Raw genomic sequence first — 18,270 nt, 5'->3', positions numbered from 1 at the left:
GGATGTTCTCCTTTTCCAAGGGGGTTCACGCCGTCTCAGCCAGGCCCAGATCCGCGTGGCGGCGGGCCTGCGCCCCAACGAGCAGGTACAAGACCGGCATCACGAGCAAGGTCACGGCCGTGGAGGCGAGCAGGCCGCCGATGATCACGATGGCGATGGGTTGCAGGATCTCGAAGCCGGCGCGCTGGCCGAACACGACGATCGGCAGCAGGGCGGCGACGATCGCTAGACAGCCCGCGAGGATGGGCGACAGCCGCTGCCGCGCGCCGAGCAGGACGAGCTCGGGACCGAAGGGCACCCGGTCCCGCGCCTCGAGCTGCTGGTAGTGATCGATCAGCGAGACGCCGTTGCGCGCCGCGATGCCCAGCACCGCGAGGAAGCCCACGATCGAGCCCAGCGACATCACGCCTCCGCTGGCGAGCACCGCCAGCACGCCGCCGGCCACCGCGGCCGGCAAGCCCAGGAAGGCCAGGAAGGCCAGGCGCCAGCTTCCGAAGCAGGCCTGCAGCAAAAGCAGGATGCCGATCAGCGCGGCGGCCGCCACGCCCAGCATGTGCTGCTGGGCGCTTTCCAGCTCGGCCGACTCGCCCAGCAGCTCGGGGTGATGCTCGAGCGGGAACTGGAGCTTCTCCAGCCGGTCCTCCACCTCTTCCGCCACCGAGCTCGCATCGCGTCCCGCCACGTTGGCCACCACGTCGACGTAGGGCGCAATGCGCTCGTGGCGCAGCACCGTCGGGGTCGAGACCAGGCGAACGTCGGCAACATCGCCCAGGCGCACCTGGGTGCGATCCGACTTGTCCACCCACAGGTCACGCAGGTTGCTCAGGCTGTGGCGTGCCTCGGGTGCACCGTGGACCACCACCTCGTAGATCTTCTGCTCCTTGAACAGGTAGCCGACCACCAGGCCGGAGAAGACGGTCGCGGTCGCGCGCCGCACGTCGCCGGGCTTGACGTTGGCGCGGCCGGCGGCATCGAGGTCCACCTTGACCTGTGCCTGCAGTTCCTCCACCTGGCCTTCGGTGTGCAGGTCGACGATGCCCTTGACGCCGGCAAGCGCCTGCCTGATCTCCTCGGCCTTCTGGTTCAGGACCTCCAGCTTGTGGCCGTAGATGCGCACGACGATCGCGTGACCGGTGCCGGTGAGCACCTCGCCGACCTTGTCGCGCAGGTAGGAGCGCACGCTGTGCGCAATGCCCGGGTAGCCCTCGAGGGTCTCCCGGATCGCCGCGACCGTCTTGTCGTAGTCGGCCTTGGAATCGAGGCCGATCCAGATCTGGCTCGCATTGATGCCCACCACCTGGTCGCCGGTCACCGCGCGCCCCACATGGGCGCCGACGGAGCGCACGCCGGGCAGGGAGCGCAGCTCGTTGCTGACCCGCGCGGTGATCCGATGCGTCTCGGCATGAGAGGTCCCCGGTGGCGTGGACCAGTTCACCATCAGCACCTGCTCCTTGAAGGTGGGCAGCAGCGAATGGCCCAGCAGCGGCCAGATGGCGATGCCGGCGAGCACCGCGATCCCGCCCGCCAGCACCGCCTTGCGCGGCACGCCCAGCAGCCGCCGCAGGGCTGTGTCGTAATGCCGGCCGAGCCAGGCCGCCGCCGGCGATTCGCGTTCCCGTCCGGCCGCATGCCCAAGCAGCATCAGGCTCAGCACCGGGGTCACCGTCAGCGCGACCGCCATCGACGCCGCCACCGCCAGCAGATAGGCAAGCGCCAGCGGCTCGAAGAAGGAGCCGGCCACGCCGCCCATGAAGAAGATGGGCAGCACGGCGAGGATCACCACCAGGGTCGCGTAGAGCGCGTCGCGTCGCGATGCCAGGGTGGTCTCGAAGACCACCGCCGCGACCGTCGCGCTGCCCTCGGCGCTGCGCGCTCGCAGCCGTTCCCGCAGCAGCTCGGTGTCGGCCACCACGTCGTCGATGACGACGCTGAGGGCGATGATCAGGCCGGCGAGGATCATGGTGTTGATGGTGGCGCCGGTCAGCTGCAGCGCGGCCAGGGCGGCCAGCAGCGTGAGCGCGATCGACACCGCGCTGATCAGCGCGCTGCGCCAGCTGTGCAGGAAGGCGCCGATCACCAGGATCACCAGCGCGCCCCCGATCAGGATCGCCTCGGCCAGGTGGGCGATGGAGTCGTCGACGTAGGACGCCAGCCGGTACATCCGGGTGTCGATCTGCACGCCCGGCAGGCCGCGCGCCAGCTCCGCCAGCGCCCGGTCGACCGAGCGCGTGACCTCCAGCGTATTGGTGGAGGGGAACTTCTCGATGACCAGGATCAGGCCGCCGCCGTTGCGGGCCACCGCGTCGCCGATCAGCGGCGGATGCGAGAAAGTCAATTCGGTGACCTCGCCCAGCGACAGGCTCTTGCCCGACAGCAGCAAGTGCGGCGTCGTGACGGCCACCTTCGCCATGTCCTCCGGCGTCTCGATCGGCATGGTGTGCTGCACGCCCAGGCGCTGGTTCCGGTTGTCGATCCAGCCGCCGGTGCCGGGCGCCGATCCCTTGAGGAAGGTCAGCGGCGACACCCACAGCGCATCGCCGGCCGCCGCGATGATGTCCTCCTGCAGCACCTTGGCGTCGTGCAAACGGTTGGGGTCGATCTGCACATGCATCTGCCGCAGGCGCTGCCCCCAGATCGCCACGTTCGCCACGCCGGGCACGCCCAGCAGCCGCGGCTTGACCGTCCAGCGTGCGAGCAGCGACAGCTCGGTCGGCTCGACCCGGTCCGAGGTGATGCCGACCATCATGAAGCGGGAGGTGGCCGACAGCGGCTGCAGGATCACCGGCGGCTGCGCGATGTTCGGCAGCGTGTAGGCCAGCGTCAAACGCTCCTGGATCATCTGCCGGGCCTTCATGATGTCGGTGCCGCGCTTGAAGGTGAGCACGATCGACGACAGGCCGGTCACCGACTGCGAGCGGATCGAGTGCAGCCAGGGCACGCCCGACAGCAGCTCTTCCAGGTTGAGTGTGATCAGCGCCTGCACCTCGTCGGCCGACAGGCCGATCGCCTCGGTCTGGACCTCCACCACCGGCGGCGCGAACTCGGGAAAGACGTCGACCGCCGCATGGCGCAGGCGGGCCGTGCCGAAGACCATCAGGGCCGCGGCGATGCCCAGCACCAGGAAGCGAAACTGCAGGCCCAGGCCAATGATCCAGCGAAACATAGCGGCCCCCTTTCGCCAACGCCTTGCCGGCACGCGCGCCCTACTTCCCGAAGATCTCCGCCCCGAAGAGCAGCGATGCCCCCACGGTGACCACCGGGGTCCCCGCCTCGGGGCCGCTGGAGAGCACCGCCAGGTCGCCCACCACGCGCTCCACGCCGACGCGCCGGCGCTCGAAGCTCAACGGGCCGGCGACGACATAGACCCAGGGTGCGCCCTTGCCGTCGTAGTACACGGCACCGTAGGGCACGACCTTGCGCCGGGCCTCGTCACCGGCGATCTGCAGCTCGACCCGCAGGCGGGTGTTCTGCGCGAGGCCATGGTCCGCGCCGGCCACGATGTAGTGGAGCGACAGCATCGAGCGCTTCGCGTCTTCCACCGGCACCATTCCGGAGGGCCGCGCCACCAACTCGCCCTGCGGACGGTCGCGGGTGGCCAGCGGCAGCAGGCGCGCGGGCTTGTCTTTCGCCAGCCGCTCCCACTCCGCCGGCGACAGGCTCACCAGCACCCAGGCATCGCCGACCAGCGGCGCGTTCGCCCGCGGCGGTGCCGTGCCGGGGGAAGGCTGAAGGTCCGAGGCGGCCATGACCTTTGCTGCGCCGCTCGCCGGACCGTCCGATGCCGGCGGCTCGGCCGGTGCCCCCGCGACGACGGCGACCTTGGCGACCCCGGCAGCCGGGCCTGCGCCGCCCGCGGGCAGGCCCATGGCGGGGCCGCCGGCGGCCTGCGCGAAGCCGCCGAAGGTGCCGCCGCCGGGCTTCGGGACCGGTGCCCTGTCGACGGGCGCAACCACGAGCCCGCTGACCATCTGCCTGAAGACGATCGGCTCTTCGCGCACGGTGCCGGTCTCGATCCCCAGCCGCTCGGCGGCCTTGGCGCTCAGCACGACGCGCTTCACGCTGCTGCCGGCCACCGGTTGAAGCGCGACGGCGGAGCTCTTCGCGGCCGGCTTCGAGGGGCCGGAGTCCGCGGTATGCGCCGCCATCGGCACCCACAGCAGCGCCGCGACCGCGGCCAGGCGCGTGCAGCCTGCTCGCGAGAGGACGATGGGTTGGGTTGTCTTCATGGGATGCCTCCTTGTCTGTTGCACTCGCCGGCTACAGGGCCGGGACGATCCCGTCCTTGCCGACCAGGACGAAGAGCGCCACGTACTTGCCATCCGGCCCCTTCTGCGCCCCGACGAACACCGAGCTGCCCGGCTTGATCAGGCTCTTGTCGCCGAGCGACATCCGCTGCACCGGCACGTCGCGCGGCACCTCGACATCGGTCTCGTCATAGTCCGTGGGGCCCCACTTGATCGAGAGCACCCGCACCTCGAGGTCGTCGACCCAGCCGTGGGAGATGATGCTGTCCGGCGTCAGGTCCCACTTCCTGTGCCCGAGCGCGATGCCGCGCAGCTTGTCGTCGATGATCCGCAGCTCAAAGCCCTTGTGCAGCCAGACCGCCGAGTCGCGCACGATGGGGCTGTATTCCTCCAGCTTCACCGCCACCGTACCGACGTAGACCCCGAAGTCCACTTCCGTGAAGCTGCCCTTGCTCAGGCCGATGACCGTGGTGTTGTCCTGGAGCCCGATGCTCAGCGTCTTGCCGTCGCCGGTCTTCACGACGATGGAGGCCCCTTCGACCCGGGTGACCTGGCCGCGGACGTGGTCCGGCTCCGCCGCGTCCTGCACCGGCTTGGGCGTGTGGTCGTCCGCCGCGCTGTCATTGGTCTGGGAACGGGGAACGGGCTGGTGGTCCGGCGCGGGGTCCTGCTGCGCCTGCGCCCGCCCGGGCGCAGCGAAGGCCAGGGCGATGACCGCCGAGAACACGCCGAGATAACCGAGCAAGCGAACCATGGATGCCTCTCTTCTTCTTCGACCGTCGACTCGATGCAGTCATCGGCAGGCTTTCGCTAGGGCGAGGCCGTGCGGGGCGTGAGCACCTCGACCGGCTCGCCGGCACCGAAGCGCAGGTACAGGACAGGCACCACGAACAGGCTCAGCAGGGACGAGGTGACGATGCCGCCCAGGATGGCCACCGCCATCGGGTGCTCGACCTCGTGGCCGGGAATGCTGCCCGGCACGATCAGCGGCAGCAGCGCCAGCGCCGTACACAGGGTGGTCATCAGGATCGGGGACAGGCGCTCGCCGGCGCCGCGCAGGACGAGCGCGCGGCCGAAAGGCATCCCTTCCACCCGTTCGAGGTGCCGGCAGTGCTCGATGAGCATGATGCCGTTGCGCGCCGACAGGCCCAGGATGGTGATGATGCCGACCAGGGAGCCGAGCGAGATGACCCGGTCGGCCGCGAAGGTCGCCAGCACCGCGCCCACCAGCGCCGCCGGCAGGGCCAGGAAGACCATGGTGGCCAGCCGCAGGTTCGCGAAGGTGGCATGCAGCACGAGGAAGATCGCCGCCACGGCGGCCAGGGTCGCCACCAGCAGGTTCCGCTGCGCCGCCTGGCGCTCCTTGTACTCGCCCAGCAGCTGCGGGTAGTAGCCGATCGGGAACTGCAGGCCCTCGAGCCGCTGCTCGACCTCGTTGGCCACCGATCCCAGGTCGCGGCCTCGGACGTTGGCGTGGATGTCGATGCGCCGTGAGTTGTTCTCGCGCTTGATCTTGTTCGGCGTCGGCAGGACGCCGACCTCCGCGACCTCGGCCAGCCGCACGCGCCCGCCGTAGGGCGTGTCGATCAGGAACTCGCGAATGTCGTCCACGTTCTGGCGAGACGCGGGCGCCGTCCACACGAAGACGTCGTAGACCTTGCCGCCCCGGTGGATGTCCGTGACCTCGATGCCCGACATCAGGATGTTCACGACCCGCCGCACGTCGCCGGGCTTGATCCCGTGGCGGGCGGCCTTCTCCAGGTCCACCTTGACCTGCACCTGCGGCACGTCGACCTGCTGCTCCAGGTGCAGGTCGACCAGCCCGGGAATGCCCTTCAGCGCGCTCTCCACCTCGCGGGCCTTGTCGCGCAGCACCGGCAGCTCGGGACCGAAGATGCGCACGACGATGGACTCGCCCGCGCCGGTCAGCACCTCCTTGATCCGCTCCTTCAGGTAGGTCTGCACGTCGCGGTAGAGCCCGGGGTAGCCGGCCACCGCCGCCTCCACGCTGGCGCGGGTCTTGTCGTAGTCCACCTTGGGGTCGACGCTGATCCAGTTCTCGGTGAAATTGACGCCATAGGGCTCGTCGCCGCCGACGGCGCGCCCGATGTGGGCGCCGAAGTTGCGCACGCCCTCGATGGCGCGAAGCTCGCGGCTGGCCGCCTGGGTGATGCGGAAGGTCTCCGGGTGCGAGGTGCCTTCGGGCGGAACCCAGTGCATCAGGAAGTCCCGCTCCTTGAACTCCGGCAGCAGCGAGGCCCCGAGGAAGGGCCACACGCAGAGGGCGGCAACGACGAAGACCGCGGCCGCCGTCAGCGTCTTGCGCGGCGCCTCCAGGGTGCGCGTGAGCATCGCGCCGTAGCGGCGCTTCAGCCACGGGACCAGCGGCGACTCCCGCTGCTCGATGCGCGTGCCGTCCAGCAGCAGCAGGCACAGCGCCGGCGTGACCGTCAGGGCCACCACCATGGACGCCAGCATCGCCACCAGATAGGCCAGCACCAGCGGCTCGAAGAACACGCCCGAGAGCCCGCCCATGAAGAACACGGGCGTCACCGCCAGCACGACGATCACCGTGGCATGGACGATGGCGGAGCGGACCTCGATCGAGGCGTCGAGGATGATGCGCGCCGTCGACTTGGCGCTGCCCGCCTGCCGGTGCTGCCGCAGCCGCCGGACGATGTTCTCGACGTCGATGATGGCGTCGTCCACCACGTCGCCCAGGGCGACGATGAATCCGGCCAGCACCATGGTGTTGATCGTGGCGCCCATCCGGTGCAGCACCACGCCGGCCGCCACCAGGGACAGGGGGATCGCGACGATGCTGATCAGCGCCACCCGCCATTCGTAGAGAAAGGCGCACAGGACGATCACCACCAGCACGCAGCCAATGACGAGCGCCTGCATCAGGTTGGCCATCGACAGCTCGATGAAGGTCGCCGGGCGGAAGATCGTGGAGTCGATCTCGATGCCGGGCAGCCCCGGCTTCAGGGCCGCCAGCGCTTCCTCCACGCCGCGCGTGACCTCCAGCGTGTTCGCCCAAGGCAGTTTCTCGACGATCATCATCAGGCCGCGCTCGTCGTTGATGACGGCATCGCCGACCAGCGGCCAGGTGTCCCACACGACCTGGCCCACGTCGCCCAGGCGCGGCGGGTTGACGCGCCGGCCCTTGAGCGTCAGCGGCACCGCGGCCAGTTGCTCGACCGAGAGCACCGGCGACTCGTTGTGGATGGCGAAGCGCTGGTTGGGCGTGTCGATCATGCCGTCGATGCGGGCCTTGGCCCCCGAGCTGTACGTCAGCAGGCCGATGTCCAGCGCGTCCGCGGTGGTCTCCATCACCTCGTTGAGCGTGACGCCGTGGGCGCGCATGAGGCTCGGCTCGACCTGCACCTGCAGGGACTTGATCCGGTCGCCCCAGATGGGAATGTTGGCGACGCCAGGGACGGACATGAGGCGGAACTTGATCGTCCAGTAGGCGATCATCGACAGGTCCATCGGGTCGTACACCTTCGACGACAGCCCGATCTTCATGACCCGGCTGGTCGAGGACAGGGGCTGCAGCATCACCGGCATGCCGGAGGACTTCGGCAGCTCGGCGATGGCGAGCTTCAGGCGCTCCTGCACGCGTTGCCGCGCGTCCATGAGGTCGGTGCCGGTGCGAAACAGCAGCACCACCTGCGACAGGCCCGTGACAGACGAGGAGCGCACGTACTCGACGCCCGGCACGCCGCGCAGCTGGTCTTCCATGGGGATGGTGATGAGTTCCTCGATCTCGATGGAGGTCATGCCCGGGCCTTCGGTCTGGATCTCGACCTTGGGCGGAGCGAACTCCGGGAACACGTCGACCGGCATCCTGCGCAGCTGCTGGGTGCCGAAGACCAACAGCGTGGCAGCGATGGCGAGCACCAGGAAACGGAACCTCAGACTTGAGCCGATGATCCAGGTGAACATTCATCGTCCCCCGCCTGGCCCGCTGCCCAAGGGCCAGTTGCTCGCACTTCCTTCCTCTGTCGGCCGCACGGACGCGCAGGCCGGTTTCTCCATGTAATAAGTGGGTTTTAGGTGAGGCCATCGCAAATATCAAGTGACCGATGCACGCGTTTGGTTGTGCGGCGCCGCAGGGATCGGCGACGCGTCATCGGGTGTCACGCGGCTGCGACGCTGTTGCATGAGGCCTGCGACATCCAGGCGCGGTCCGCGTGTCGCGGCCGGCGATTGGTGCCAGACTACGAGGAGTTGACGAGGAGCCGAGCATGAAGCTTCTGGACATGTCCACCGAGCAGCGCGCCGAGCTGTCCGCCCGCAGCGGCCTGGCCATCGATGCCAAGGGGCAGGAGGTGCTGCAGGGCCTGAACGCGGAGGAGTCGCGCTTCTTCGCCGCCTGCATGCAGCAGACGCCGTCGAAGCCGGCCGCGCGCGAGCGCTATGCGGAACTGATGGTGCGGCACGAAGCCGCGCGCCTCCGACTCGCCTCGGTGGACGACGAGAGCACGGGCGAAGAAGACGGGCCGCCTCGTCTGGCGCACAAGTTCTGAGGTGGCGTCTAGGCTTTGCCCGGAGGCTTTGAGAGCCAAGCCGGCAGGTCACGATTGCCATGCAGGACGCGCCATACCTCGATATGTTGGGCTTGCTCGAAATAGAAGAGCAGGTACGGATACCGGGTCATGGGCCACGACCTGAGACCCGCAATGTCGAGCTCATGGGCATAACGCGGCGAACCGGCGCCCGGATGGCGACCGATGTGCGCAAAGGCCGCCTCCAGTTCGTCGACAAATCCCGCGGCTGCTTGCGCACCAGCCTCCGTCAGATACCAATCGACTGCCGCTTCGACGTCCTCGATCGCAAGCTGGCGGGGACGGACTGGCTTGGACTTCAACGCGCGGAGCGGCCTCGCGTCGCAGCCTTGCCCTTCTGGACGCGTGCGCGCAGTTGTTCGAAAAAGGCTTCGTCGGCCGGCGCACCCAAGGGGGACCCGGCGCCGGCCATCAGCAAGGCGCGCAGCTGCGTGCGATCCTTGTCCTTGCGGATCAGCTCACGCAAATATTCGCTGCTGGTACCAAAGCCGCGCTCGGCCACCTGCCGGTCGACAAACTCCTTGAGCGCCTCCGGCAGTGAAATGTTCATGGTGCTCACGCCCGCAAGCCTAGGTGCTTTGGCAAAATTTGGCAAGGTCCTTGGCGAACGCTGTGAGGGCTACGCGGCCGCGGCCGCCACGTGCGTGTTCTCCGACGGCGAATCCCGCGCCGTCCCGACATCGACGAGTACGGCATCGGCTAGCTTGAAGGCAATCGCCTTCCAAGGAGCTTGATCATGCCCAGACACGTTGCCCCCAGTCCTGCGGAGGAACGCCCGCCGCGGCGCGATCCGGACTACGAGAAGTGGCGTGACGAGCAGGTGCGCCGCCTCGACGAAGAGCACGACGAGCTGCAGCGAGGGCGCCCGCATGCCGGCCCTGCCGAGGAAGGCGAACAGCCCCAGAGCCCGGGCGCCAAGCCCCTGCACAAGACGCAGCAACAGCAGCACTGAAGCCGCCGGCCATGGGGCCGGCCGGCGCTACTCGACGAAGCGCCGCAGGCCTTCCAGGTCGACCACCGTGATCCCCCCGTACTCGATGCGCAGCAGCCCCGCCTCGCGCAGCCGGTTGAGCGCCGCGTTGCAGCGCTGGCGCGACAGCCCCGAGAGGTTCGCGATCTCCTCCTGCGAGGTCTGCAGGTGCGCATCGCTGCCCGGATGCAGCCACGGATGGAACAGGCCCGCCAGCGCCCGCGCGACCTGGCTGTCGGCGTCGAGCAGCCGGTGCGCCGCGTAGTTGCCCATGAACCAGTGCAGCCGCTCGTTGAGCTGGCGCAGCAGGAAGTGGTTGAAGCTCAGTTGCGTCTGGTGCAGCCACTCGAAGGTCTCCAGCGGCAGGCGCGCCACCCGGCTGTCGCGCAGCGCGATGATGTCGGCCGAGCGCGGCAGGGCCCGCAGCAGCGTGCCCTCGCCGAACCAGCTGCCGACCGAGAGGCCGCCGAGCGTCACGGCGCGGCCGTCGTCGGCGGTGATGGACCACTTGAGCAGCCCCTCCAGCGTGCCGTACCAGTGCAGCGGCGTGTCGCCCCGCCGGCACAGTGCGCAGCCGGCGGCCACCGGCTGCTCGCGGATCTCGTCCAGCACGCGCGCCTGGGCCTGCGCATCCAGCGCGGGAAACCAGACCGAACGCTCCAGCAGCTCGGGGATGGAAAGGGATGCCGCCGGTCGCCGGCTCGGCTTGTTGTGCATCGACGCTCCTGCGCCGCGTAAACCCTGACTCCAAATGTCGTCGCAATGACTGTGGGCACGCCGGCGGGCAAAAATAATAGCGCGCTCAGCCAAGGAGACCGACCCGATGTCCAAGCGCAAGGTGATCGTGACCATTGCCCCCACCGGCGGCATGGCGCACAAGTCGCAGAACCCCCACCTCCCCACCCAGCCCGCGGAGATTGCCGCCGACGTGGTGGCCTGCTGGAAGGCCGGCGCCAGCGTGGCCGCCATCCATGCGCGGCGGCCGGACGACGGCGCGACCTGCGACGCGGCGGTGTACCGCGAGATCAACCAGCGCATCCGCGACGCCGGCTGCGACATCGTGATCAACAACTCCACCGGCGGCGGCGTGCACGGCGACATGGTCAAGCCGCTGCCCGGCGGGCGCTGGGAGATCGCCTTCGAGGAGCGCGTCAAGGGCATGGACGCCGGCGCCGAGATGTGCACGCTGGACGCGACCACGCTCAACCTCAGCTTCGAGGGCCGCGAGATCCTGATGGACACGCCGCTGGGCAAGGGCCGCGAGCTCGCCGCCGGCATGAAGGCGCGCGGCATCAAGCCCGAATGGGAGGTCTTCAGCCCCACCCACATCCTGCAGGACACGACCACGCTGATCAACGAGGGGCTGGACGAGCAGCCCTACTTCATCAACCTGGTGATGAACGTGCACCGCAACTTTCAGAACGCGATGCCCTTCTCGCCGCGCCACCTGCAGATGATGGTGGACACGCTGCCCAAGGGCGCAATCTTCTGCGTCAGCGGCATCGGGCCCTCGCAGCTGGAGGCCAACATCAGCGCGCTGCTGCTGGGCGGCCATGCGCGCGTCGGGCTGGAGGACAACCTCTACTACCGCCACGGCGAGCTCGCAACTAATCTGCAGCTGACGGAGCGCATCGTGCGCATCCTCGGCGAGATGGACATGGAACCCGCGACGCCCGCCGAGGCGCGCGACATGATGGGCCTGCCGCGCGTGGGCCTGCCGCGCCCCGAATTCGCCCTGTGACGAACGCTCTCTACAACAGCCTCCGAGGAGACAACACCATGACCGATCGCCGCCACTTCCTCCACACCCTCGGCGCCGCTGCCGCCTTCGGGGCGCTCGCACCGCTGAGCGCGCTGGCCCAGACGCTCGAGCAGATCAAGATCTACTACGGCTTCCCGGCCGGCAGCGCCGGCGACAGCGTGGCGCGCCGCGTCGGCGAGAAGCTGGCCGGCTCGGCCTACACCCGCAACTCGGGCGTCGTGGAAAACAAGCCCGGCGCGGGCGGGCGCATCGCGCTGGAGGTGCTCAAGGGCGCGCCGGCCGACGGCAGCGTGCTGGCGCTGACGCCCTTCTCCTGCACCTCCATCTACCCGCACATCTACAGCAAGCTGAGCTACGACCCGGTCAAGGACATTACGCCGGTGTCGATCGCGGCGGTGATGCACCATGGCCTGGCGGTCGGCCCGCTGGTGCCGGCCAGCGTCAAGAACGTCAAGGACTTCCTGGCCTGGGCCAAGGCCAACCCCGACCAGGCCAGTTACGGCTCGCCGGCGGCCGGGTCCACGCCGCACTTCATCGGGGCCCTGCTGGGCATCAACAACGGCGTCGAGCTCAAGCACGTGCCCTACCGCGGCTCCATCCCCGGGGTGACCGACGTGGTGGGCGGCCAGATCGCCGCGATGGTCACGCCCAGCGGCGACTTCATCGCCAACCACAAGGCCGGCAAGCTGCGGCTGCTGGCCACCTCCGGCAAGGCGCGCTCGCCCTTCTCGCCCGAGGTGCCGACCCTGGCCGAGCAGGGCTTCGCGGAGCTCACGACCGAGGAGTGGTTCGGCTTCTACGCGCCGGCCAGGACGCCGGGCGCGGTGGTCAACGCCGCCAACGCAGCCATCAACGCTGCGATCAAGGACAAGTCGGTGATCGACAGCCTGGCAGTGGTCGGCCTGATCGCGCAGGGCTCCACGGTCGAAGAGATGGCTCGCTCGCAACGGGCCGAATTCGAGCGCTGGGGCCCGCTGGTCAAGAAGGTCGGCTTCACGGCCGAGTCCTGAGGCATGGCGCACATGGGCACGCCCGTCAGGCGCGTCGCAGTGGTCGGCACCGGCGTAATCGGGGCCAGCTGGGCCGCCTGGTTTCTCGCGCAGGGGCTGGACGTCGATGCCACCGACCCGTCGCCAGGTGCCGAGACGCGCCTGCGCGAGGCCGTGGCGCAGCACTGGCCCACGCTGGAGCGCTTTGGGCTGGCCGTCGGTGCGTCGACGGAGCGCCTGCGCTTTCACGCGTCGCTGGAAGACGCCCTGCGCGAAGCGGACTTCGTGCAGGAGAACGGCCCGGAGCGCCTGGACTTCAAGATCGATCTGTTCCGCCGCATGGACGCCGCCGCGCCGCTGCATGCGATCCTGGCCTCCAGTTCCTCAGGGCTGACGGTCAGCGGCATGCAGTCGGGCTGCGCGCACCCGGAGCGCGTGGTGCTGGGCCATCCCTTCAATCCGCCGCACCTGATTCCTCTCGTGGAGGTGATCGGCGGGGAACGCACTTCGGCCGACGCCGTCGAGCGCGCCATGGCCTTCTACGCCGCCATCGGCAAACGGCCGATCCACGTGAAGCGCGAGGTCAAGGGCCACATCGCCAACCGGCTGCAGGCGGCGCTGTGGCGCGAGGCCTTCCACCTGGTCGATCAGGGCGTGGCCTCGGTGGCCGACATCGACACCGCGATCTCGCAGGGCCCCGGCCTGCGCTGGGCGGTGATGGGTCCGTTCATGAACCTGCACTTGTCGGGCGGCGCGGGCGGCATCGCGCATGTGCTGGCGCACCTGGGCGGGCCGATCGAGGACTGGTGGAAAGACCTGGGATCGCCCCTCATGACGGCGGAGCTCAAGCAGCAGGTGACCGAGGGCGTTGCCGAGGCACTCGGCGAGCGCCATGAAAGCGAGCTCGAACGCACGCGCGACACCCTGCTGTTGAACCTGATCCGCGCCAAGTCCGCGTCCGGCACACTCGAATAGCAACGCGCCTCCAGGAGACAAGCGATGAAAGCCGAAGGCTTCTTCGACGACCCCACCCAGCTCGCCCCGCCCCGCACGATCCGCATCGACTTCGACGACGGCTCCTTCGCCCTGCGCTCGCCGGTGGCGCTCAAGCCCTACGCTCGCTGCATCGGCGAATGGCTGGAGCGCTGGGCGCGCGAGACCCCCGATGCGCTGGCGCTGGCCGAGCGCGACGAGAGCGGCGAGGGCTGGCGCAAGCTGAACTACCGCGCACTGCGCCGCGAGGTCGGCGCCGTGGCGCAGGGCCTGCTCGACCTGGGCGTGCCGGCAGACAAGCCGGTGGTGATCCTCTCCGACAACGCGATCGACCATGCGGTGCTGATGCTCGCCGCCATGCACATCGGCCGCACCGCCTGCTCGCTCTCCAGCGCCTATTCGCGCATGGCCAAGGACCCGTCGCGGCTGCACGGCATGCTGCAGGCGCTGGGGCCGGCGCTGATCTACGCCTCGGACGCCAAGGTCTACGGCAGCGCGCTGGCCGGCTGCGGCGTCGAAGCCATCACGGTGTTCAGCCGCAACGCCGATGCGCATGCCGGCGCCCTCGCCTTCGAGCGCCTGCTGGCCACCGAGGAGACGCCGGCCGTGATGCAGGCCTTCGAGGCCATCCTGCCCGACACCCATGCCAAGTACCTGCTGACCTCGGGCTCCACCGGCAAGCCCAAGGTGGTGATCAACACCCACCGCATGCTGTGCGCCAACCAGCAGATGATTGCGCAGACCTGGCGCTTCCTGGACCAGGAGCCGCCGGTGCTGGTGGACTGGCTGCCCTGGAGCCACACCTTCGGCGCGAACCACAACTTCAACGTCGTGCTCTGCCATGGCGGCGCGCTCTACATCGATGAGGGCCGGCCGGCGCCGGGCCTGATCGAGAAGACGGTGCGCAACCTGCGGGAGGTGCGGCCCACGCTGATGTTCAACGTGCCGCGCGGCTTCGACATGCTGCTGCCCTTCCTCGAGGCCGATGAAGCGCTCGCCGCCGACGTGCTGTCGCGCCTGCGCCTGTGCTTCTACGCCGCCGCCGCGCTGGCGCCCTCGACCTGGCAGCGGCTGGAGGCGGTAGCGAAGCGTGCGCGGCCGGCTGCGCCGCTGTGGCTCACCACCTCCTGGGGCGCGACCGAGACCTCGCCGGCCATCACCTCGGCCCACTGGAAGCTCGAGGGCGCGGGCTGCATCGGCGCACCGCTGCCGGGGCTGGAGCTGAAGTTCGTGCCCAACGGCGACAAGCTGGAGATGCGAGTCAAGGGCGTCTCGGTCTTCCCCGGCTACCGCAACGCGCCGCGCGAGACCGCGCAGGCCTTCGACGAAGAGGGCTACTACCGCATCGGCGATGCGGGCTACCTGGCCGACGCGAAGCGGCCCGAATGCGGCGTGATGTTCAACGGCCGCGTGGCCGAGGACTTCAAGCTCACGAGCGGCACCTGGGTTTCGGTGGGCACGCTGCGCGTGCAGCTGGTCTCGCGGCTGGCGCCGCTGGTGCAGGACGTGGTGATCACCGGCCACGACCGCGAGGCGGTGGGCATGCTGGTCTTCCCGAGCGCGCAGGCCGCGCTGCGGCCACGCGAGGAGCTGGCGGCGGCACTGCTGCGCACGATGCGGGCCCTGCGAGACGAGGGCGCGGGTTCATCGCAATGCCCGGTGTGCGCGCTGGTGCTGGCGACGCCGCCGGATATCGATGCGGGGGAGATCACGGACAAGGGCTACATCAACCAGCGCGCGGTGCTGGTGCGGCGCGCCGCAGAGGTGGAGCGCCTGCACGAGGCCGGGCAGGACGCCGAGGTGGTGCGGCTCGGCTGACGGGGCGCCGGTGTGGCGATGTGCGACACGTCTTCCTACATGAGCCAGCGCCCGTTGCCCCGCCCCGCGGTCCGATCCAGCACGCCGTAGGGCAACGGCAGCGACGCGGTCGTGCGGCTGGCCCGGAGCACGGCGCGGTCGGTCTCCACTTCGTGGAAGCAGGCCAGCATCGCGTTCACGCCCGGCGCCCGGCCCGCCTGCGTGCGCCAGGCCGGCCATTCATGGTCCATCTGGGCGCAGAGATCGTTCCAGGTCTCGGCCAGGGCCGCCCAGGACACCAGTTCGGGGTCGGCCACGCGGCGTGCGAGCTGATGCAGCGCGCGTTGCAGCACCGGCACCTGCTCCACCAGCAGGCGGCAGCGCCGGAACTCCTGGGCATCGCGCGGCAGGTCCAGCGCGGCGCCGCCGTAGTGGGGCGGGCGCACGCCGGTCAGCAGCGTGAAGAGCGCCAGGCTCGACAGGCCCTGCTCGCCGGCCGCCAGCCAGCGAACCGCCTGCGCGTCCAGCCGTCGTGCCGCGCGACCCAGCTGCGCGCGCACCCGGCCGGTGGCGGCAGCGGTCTCCTGCTCGCGGATGCGCGCCAGGCCCTCGGGCGGGCCGATGACGGCCGTGGCGCCCAGCATGCGCGCCACGTCGGCATGCAGCACATGCAGGTCGCTCGCGCCGCGCAGCAGGCGCAGCCAGGTGCCCAGCGGCATGTGGCCGTACACGATCGTGCAGCCTTCGCGCTGCAAGATTCGGTAGTTCGGCGCGCCCTCGGGCGCTGGCTTCCACGTGCTCATGCCTGCATATCGGCAGGCCGAGGGCCGGCGAACAGGGCAGCGGCGGAAAAAAACGCGACGGGCACCGCGCGAGTCGTGCTTGCGCCAGCGTCATCCCCGAAGCGGCCGCGATGTCACCAGCGCGCCGCCCACGGCTCCAGGGGCACGCGCGCCACCTTGCACACATAGCTGATCGCGTGGTACCAGCCGGCCAGCATCAGCAGCTCGATGCGCTGCGGCTCGCTCCACTGGGCCGACAGCGCCTGCCAGAGCGCATCGTCGACGTCGGCCTTGTCGTGCAGCGCGTCCGCCAGCTCGATCAGCAAGCGATCGCGCGGCGCAAGGCCGTCGAGCGCGGCATCGGCCGAGGCGATGGCCTCGCGTTCGCGCTCGCCCAGCCCCGCGGCCTGCGCGAACGCGGCCCAGTGCACGCCCCACTCGTACTCCGCCCCGCAGCGTGCGCACACGCGCAGGATGACGATCTCGCGGTCGCGCAGCGGCAGCGTGGCCTTGCGGCCCAGCAGGTAGCCGCCCCATGGCATGGACCGCTCGGCCAGCGCAGGATTGATGGCCAGCACGCGGAACAGCGCGAGGATCTCGGGCGCGTCGGGTGGCGTCATCTTCTTCAGCAGCGCACCGAGCTCCTCCGGATAGGGTGGCGCGAGCGGCGCGATGCGCGGTGCGGGCTCGATGGTCATGGGCGACTCCGCTGGCTAGAATGGTTCGAACGCTACGAAATCCGTAGCACTTGAATGAAGTCTATCGCTACGGATTCCGTAGCGCAAGAACGCCACGACCTCGTCTCGCCGCCATGCCCGCTCCTGCCCCCGACGCCGCCCATCTCACCGCCCGCCGGCCCGTCATGGCGCTGCTCGAACAGCTGGGGCGCAAGGGCACGCTGCGCATCCTGTGGGAGCTGCGCGACGGCACGCCGCAGAGCTTTCGCGCGCTGCAGGCGAATGCGGGCGAGATGTCGCCCTCGGTGCTCAACGACCGGCTCAAGGAGCTGCGCGCGCTGTTGATCGTCGAACTGGCCGAGGCGGGCTATGCGCTCACCGAATCGGGCGCGGAACTGGTCAAGCGACTGAAGCCGCTCAACCAGTGGGCCGACCGCTGGTTCGAAGGGCTTTGACGAGGCTTCGACGATTTGTCCAGTTATGAATGATCAGTCCAACACAGGAGTACCCCCAATGCCAGACACCCTGAAGCTCCCCACTTTCGACGATGTCGCCGCGGCCGCGCGCCGCATCGAAGGCCATGCCCATCGCACCCCGGTCCTGCGTTCGCGCACGGCCGACGAGGAACTGGGCGCGCAGCTCTTCTTCAAGTGCGAGAACCTGCAGCGCATGGGCGCCTTCAAGTTCCGCGGCGCCTTCAACGCGCTGTCGAAGTTCGACGAGCAGCAAAGGCGCGGCGGCGTGGTGGCCTTCTCCTCCGGCAACCATGCGCAGGCCATCGCGCTGGCGGCCCGCATCCTGGGCATGCCCGCGACCATCGTGATGCCGCACGACGCGCCGGCCGCGAAGGTGGCGGCCACCAGGGGCTACGGTGGGCAGGTGGTGATCTACGACCGCTACAAGGACGACCGCGAGCAGATCGGGCGCGAGCTCGCGCAGAAGCACGGCATGACGCTCATCCCGCCCTACGACCATCCGGACGTGATGGCCGGCCAGGGCACGGCGGCGAAGGAGCTGTTCGAGGAAACCGGCCCGCTCGATGCCCTGTTCGTGCCGCTGGGCGGCGGCGGGCTGCTGTCCGGCACGGCGCTGGCCACGCGCGCGCTGGCGCCGCAGTGCAAGCTCTACGGCGTGGAGCCCGAGGCAGGCAACGACGGGCAGCAGTCCTTCCGCAGCGGGAGCATCGTGCACATCGACACGCCCAAGACCATCGCCGACGGCGCGCAGACGCAGCACCTGGGGCAGCACACCTTCCCCGTCATCCGCCGCGATGTCGACGACGTGCTGACGGCGAGCGATGCACAGCTGGTCGAGGCCATGCGCTTCTTCGCCACGCGCATGAAGCTGGTGGTCGAGCCCACCGGCTGCCTGGGCTTCGCGGCCGCGCGCGAGGTGAAGGCACAGCTGCGCGGCCTGCGCGTGGGCGTGCTGATCAGCGGCGGCAATGTCGACGTGGAGCGCCTGGGCGCCCTGCTCGCGGGCTGA

17 protein-coding genes are annotated in these 18,270 nt (G+C 69.6%); 8 read left to right on the top strand and 9 right to left on the bottom strand.

Annotated features, from left to right (window positions below):
• Window positions 1-25: 25 nt before the first annotated feature.
• From AC3A6X_RS17715 to AC3A6X_RS17700, 4 genes are read right to left on the bottom strand one after another with little or no spacing between them, the layout of a single operon-like run.
• Complete coding sequence (locus AC3A6X_RS17715) at window positions 26-3,163, bottom strand: efflux RND transporter permease subunit (protein WP_487843417.1); 3,138 nt, start codon at window positions 3,161-3,163, stop codon at window positions 26-28.
• Between the two features lie 40 nt (window positions 3,164-3,203).
• A complete protein-coding gene (locus tag AC3A6X_RS17710) occupies window positions 3,204-4,226 on the bottom strand; it encodes an efflux RND transporter periplasmic adaptor subunit (RefSeq protein ID WP_487843416.1) in 1,023 nt (340 codons plus the stop codon).
• A 31-nt stretch (window positions 4,227-4,257) separates the two neighbouring features.
• Window positions 4,258-4,998: a hypothetical protein gene (locus tag AC3A6X_RS17705; protein WP_487843415.1), complete on the bottom strand. Its 741-nt coding sequence runs from the start codon at window positions 4,996-4,998 to the stop codon at window positions 4,258-4,260.
• Between the two features lie 56 nt (window positions 4,999-5,054).
• Entirely contained in the window at window positions 5,055-8,192 is a 3,138-nt protein-coding gene (locus tag AC3A6X_RS17700) for an efflux RND transporter permease subunit (RefSeq protein ID WP_487843414.1), read from the bottom strand.
• A gap of 302 nt (window positions 8,193-8,494) precedes the next feature.
• On the opposite strand from AC3A6X_RS17700, the gene AC3A6X_RS17695 reads away from it, so the two are divergent.
• Window positions 8,495-8,776, top strand: coding sequence for a hypothetical protein (locus tag AC3A6X_RS17695; RefSeq protein ID WP_487843413.1), 282 nt, complete (start codon window positions 8,495-8,497; stop codon window positions 8,774-8,776).
• Between the two features lie 8 nt (window positions 8,777-8,784).
• Here AC3A6X_RS17695 and AC3A6X_RS17690 read toward each other — a convergent pair whose 3' ends face one another.
• Window positions 8,785-9,117: a type II toxin-antitoxin system RelE/ParE family toxin gene (locus tag AC3A6X_RS17690; RefSeq protein ID WP_487843412.1), complete on the bottom strand. Its 333-nt coding sequence runs from the start codon at window positions 9,115-9,117 to the stop codon at window positions 8,785-8,787.
• On the bottom strand, window positions 9,114-9,374 hold the full coding sequence (locus tag AC3A6X_RS17685) for a ribbon-helix-helix domain-containing protein (RefSeq protein WP_487843411.1): 261 nt from the start codon (window positions 9,372-9,374) through the stop codon (window positions 9,114-9,116). The genes AC3A6X_RS17690 and AC3A6X_RS17685 overlap by 4 nt, the downstream gene beginning before the upstream one ends.
• Before the next feature lie 177 nt (window positions 9,375-9,551).
• Between AC3A6X_RS17685 and AC3A6X_RS17680 the strand changes: the two genes are divergently transcribed.
• Window positions 9,552-9,767 carry a hypothetical protein gene (locus tag AC3A6X_RS17680; protein WP_487843410.1) on the top strand — a complete coding sequence of 72 codons (216 nt, stop codon included), beginning with the start codon at window positions 9,552-9,554 and terminating at the stop codon, window positions 9,765-9,767.
• A 27-nt stretch (window positions 9,768-9,794) separates the two neighbouring features.
• Here the strand turns inward: AC3A6X_RS17680 and AC3A6X_RS17675 are convergent, their stop codons facing one another.
• Complete coding sequence (locus AC3A6X_RS17675; protein ID WP_487843409.1) at window positions 9,795-10,502, bottom strand: Crp/Fnr family transcriptional regulator; 708 nt, start codon at window positions 10,500-10,502, stop codon at window positions 9,795-9,797.
• A 106-nt stretch (window positions 10,503-10,608) separates the two neighbouring features.
• Between AC3A6X_RS17675 and AC3A6X_RS17670 the strand changes: the two genes are divergently transcribed.
• The 4 genes from AC3A6X_RS17670 to AC3A6X_RS17655 are packed head-to-tail and all read left to right on the top strand — an operon-like array spanning window position 10,609 to window position 15,347.
• Window positions 10,609-11,526, top strand: coding sequence for a beta-keto acid cleavage family enzyme (locus AC3A6X_RS17670; RefSeq protein WP_487843408.1), 918 nt, complete (start codon window positions 10,609-10,611; stop codon window positions 11,524-11,526).
• Window positions 11,527-11,564: 38 nt separating this feature from the next.
• A complete protein-coding gene (locus AC3A6X_RS17665) occupies window positions 11,565-12,557 on the top strand; it encodes a Bug family tripartite tricarboxylate transporter substrate binding protein (RefSeq protein ID WP_487843407.1) in 993 nt (330 codons plus the stop codon).
• Between the two features lie 12 nt (window positions 12,558-12,569).
• The gene (locus AC3A6X_RS17660; protein ID WP_487843406.1) at window positions 12,570-13,511 is read left to right on the top strand and encodes a 3-hydroxyacyl-CoA dehydrogenase NAD-binding domain-containing protein; all 942 of its coding nucleotides are present in this window, start codon (window positions 12,570-12,572) and stop codon (window positions 13,509-13,511) included.
• A gap of 24 nt (window positions 13,512-13,535) precedes the next feature.
• Entirely contained in the window at window positions 13,536-15,347 is a 1,812-nt protein-coding gene (locus AC3A6X_RS17655; protein ID WP_487843405.1) for a feruloyl-CoA synthase, read from the top strand.
• Window positions 15,348-15,382: 35 nt separating this feature from the next.
• Here AC3A6X_RS17655 and AC3A6X_RS17650 read toward each other — a convergent pair whose 3' ends face one another.
• Both AC3A6X_RS17650 and AC3A6X_RS17645 read right to left on the bottom strand, forming a co-directional pair.
• The gene (locus AC3A6X_RS17650; protein WP_487843404.1) at window positions 15,383-16,129 is read right to left on the bottom strand and encodes a hypothetical protein; all 747 of its coding nucleotides are present in this window, start codon (window positions 16,127-16,129) and stop codon (window positions 15,383-15,385) included.
• A 113-nt stretch (window positions 16,130-16,242) separates the two neighbouring features.
• Window positions 16,243-16,806: a carboxymuconolactone decarboxylase family protein gene (locus AC3A6X_RS17645; protein WP_487843403.1), complete on the bottom strand. Its 564-nt coding sequence runs from the start codon at window positions 16,804-16,806 to the stop codon at window positions 16,243-16,245.
• A gap of 113 nt (window positions 16,807-16,919) precedes the next feature.
• On the opposite strand from AC3A6X_RS17645, the gene AC3A6X_RS17640 reads away from it, so the two are divergent.
• Together AC3A6X_RS17640 and AC3A6X_RS17635 are read left to right on the top strand one after the other, a co-directional pair.
• Window positions 16,920-17,240, top strand: coding sequence for a winged helix-turn-helix transcriptional regulator (locus AC3A6X_RS17640; RefSeq protein WP_487843402.1), 321 nt, complete (start codon window positions 16,920-16,922; stop codon window positions 17,238-17,240).
• 58 nt (window positions 17,241-17,298) lie between these two features.
• On the top strand, window positions 17,299-18,270 hold the full coding sequence (locus AC3A6X_RS17635) for a threo-3-hydroxy-L-aspartate ammonia-lyase (RefSeq protein ID WP_487843401.1): 972 nt from the start codon (window positions 17,299-17,301) through the stop codon (window positions 18,268-18,270).

The organism is Variovorax sp. Soil_C_12, from assembly GCF_057657375.1.
Note: the sequence above shows the minus strand (reverse complement) of the source record. Positions and strands in the feature narration are given on the sequence as shown.

Bases quoted from the DNA above. Each gene is read 5' to 3' on its own strand.
- AC3A6X_RS17715 (WP_487843417.1), bottom strand. From the start codon at position 3,163: ATGTTTCGCTGGATCATTGGCCTGGGCCTGCAGTTTCGCTTCCTGGTG.
- AC3A6X_RS17710 (WP_487843416.1), bottom strand. From the start codon at position 4,226: ATGAAGACAACCCAACCCATCGTCCTCTCGCGAGCAGGCTGCACGCGC.
- AC3A6X_RS17705 (WP_487843415.1), bottom strand. From the start codon at position 4,998: ATGGTTCGCTTGCTCGGTTATCTCGGCGTGTTCTCGGCGGTCATCGCC.
- AC3A6X_RS17700 (WP_487843414.1), bottom strand. From the start codon at position 8,192: ATGTTCACCTGGATCATCGGCTCAAGTCTGAGGTTCCGTTTCCTGGTG.
- AC3A6X_RS17695 (WP_487843413.1), top strand. From the start codon at position 8,495: ATGAAGCTTCTGGACATGTCCACCGAGCAGCGCGCCGAGCTGTCCGCC.
- AC3A6X_RS17680 (WP_487843410.1), top strand. From the start codon at position 9,552: ATGCCCAGACACGTTGCCCCCAGTCCTGCGGAGGAACGCCCGCCGCGG.
- AC3A6X_RS17675 (WP_487843409.1), bottom strand. From the start codon at position 10,502: ATGCACAACAAGCCGAGCCGGCGACCGGCGGCATCCCTTTCCATCCCC.
- AC3A6X_RS17670 (WP_487843408.1), top strand. From the start codon at position 10,609: ATGTCCAAGCGCAAGGTGATCGTGACCATTGCCCCCACCGGCGGCATG.
- AC3A6X_RS17665 (WP_487843407.1), top strand. From the start codon at position 11,565: ATGACCGATCGCCGCCACTTCCTCCACACCCTCGGCGCCGCTGCCGCC.
- AC3A6X_RS17660 (WP_487843406.1), top strand. From the start codon at position 12,570: ATGGGCACGCCCGTCAGGCGCGTCGCAGTGGTCGGCACCGGCGTAATC.
- AC3A6X_RS17655 (WP_487843405.1), top strand. From the start codon at position 13,536: ATGAAAGCCGAAGGCTTCTTCGACGACCCCACCCAGCTCGCCCCGCCC.
- AC3A6X_RS17650 (WP_487843404.1), bottom strand. From the start codon at position 16,129: ATGAGCACGTGGAAGCCAGCGCCCGAGGGCGCGCCGAACTACCGAATC.
- AC3A6X_RS17645 (WP_487843403.1), bottom strand. From the start codon at position 16,806: ATGACCATCGAGCCCGCACCGCGCATCGCGCCGCTCGCGCCACCCTAT.
- AC3A6X_RS17640 (WP_487843402.1), top strand. From the start codon at position 16,920: ATGCCCGCTCCTGCCCCCGACGCCGCCCATCTCACCGCCCGCCGGCCC.
- AC3A6X_RS17635 (WP_487843401.1), top strand. From the start codon at position 17,299: ATGCCAGACACCCTGAAGCTCCCCACTTTCGACGATGTCGCCGCGGCC.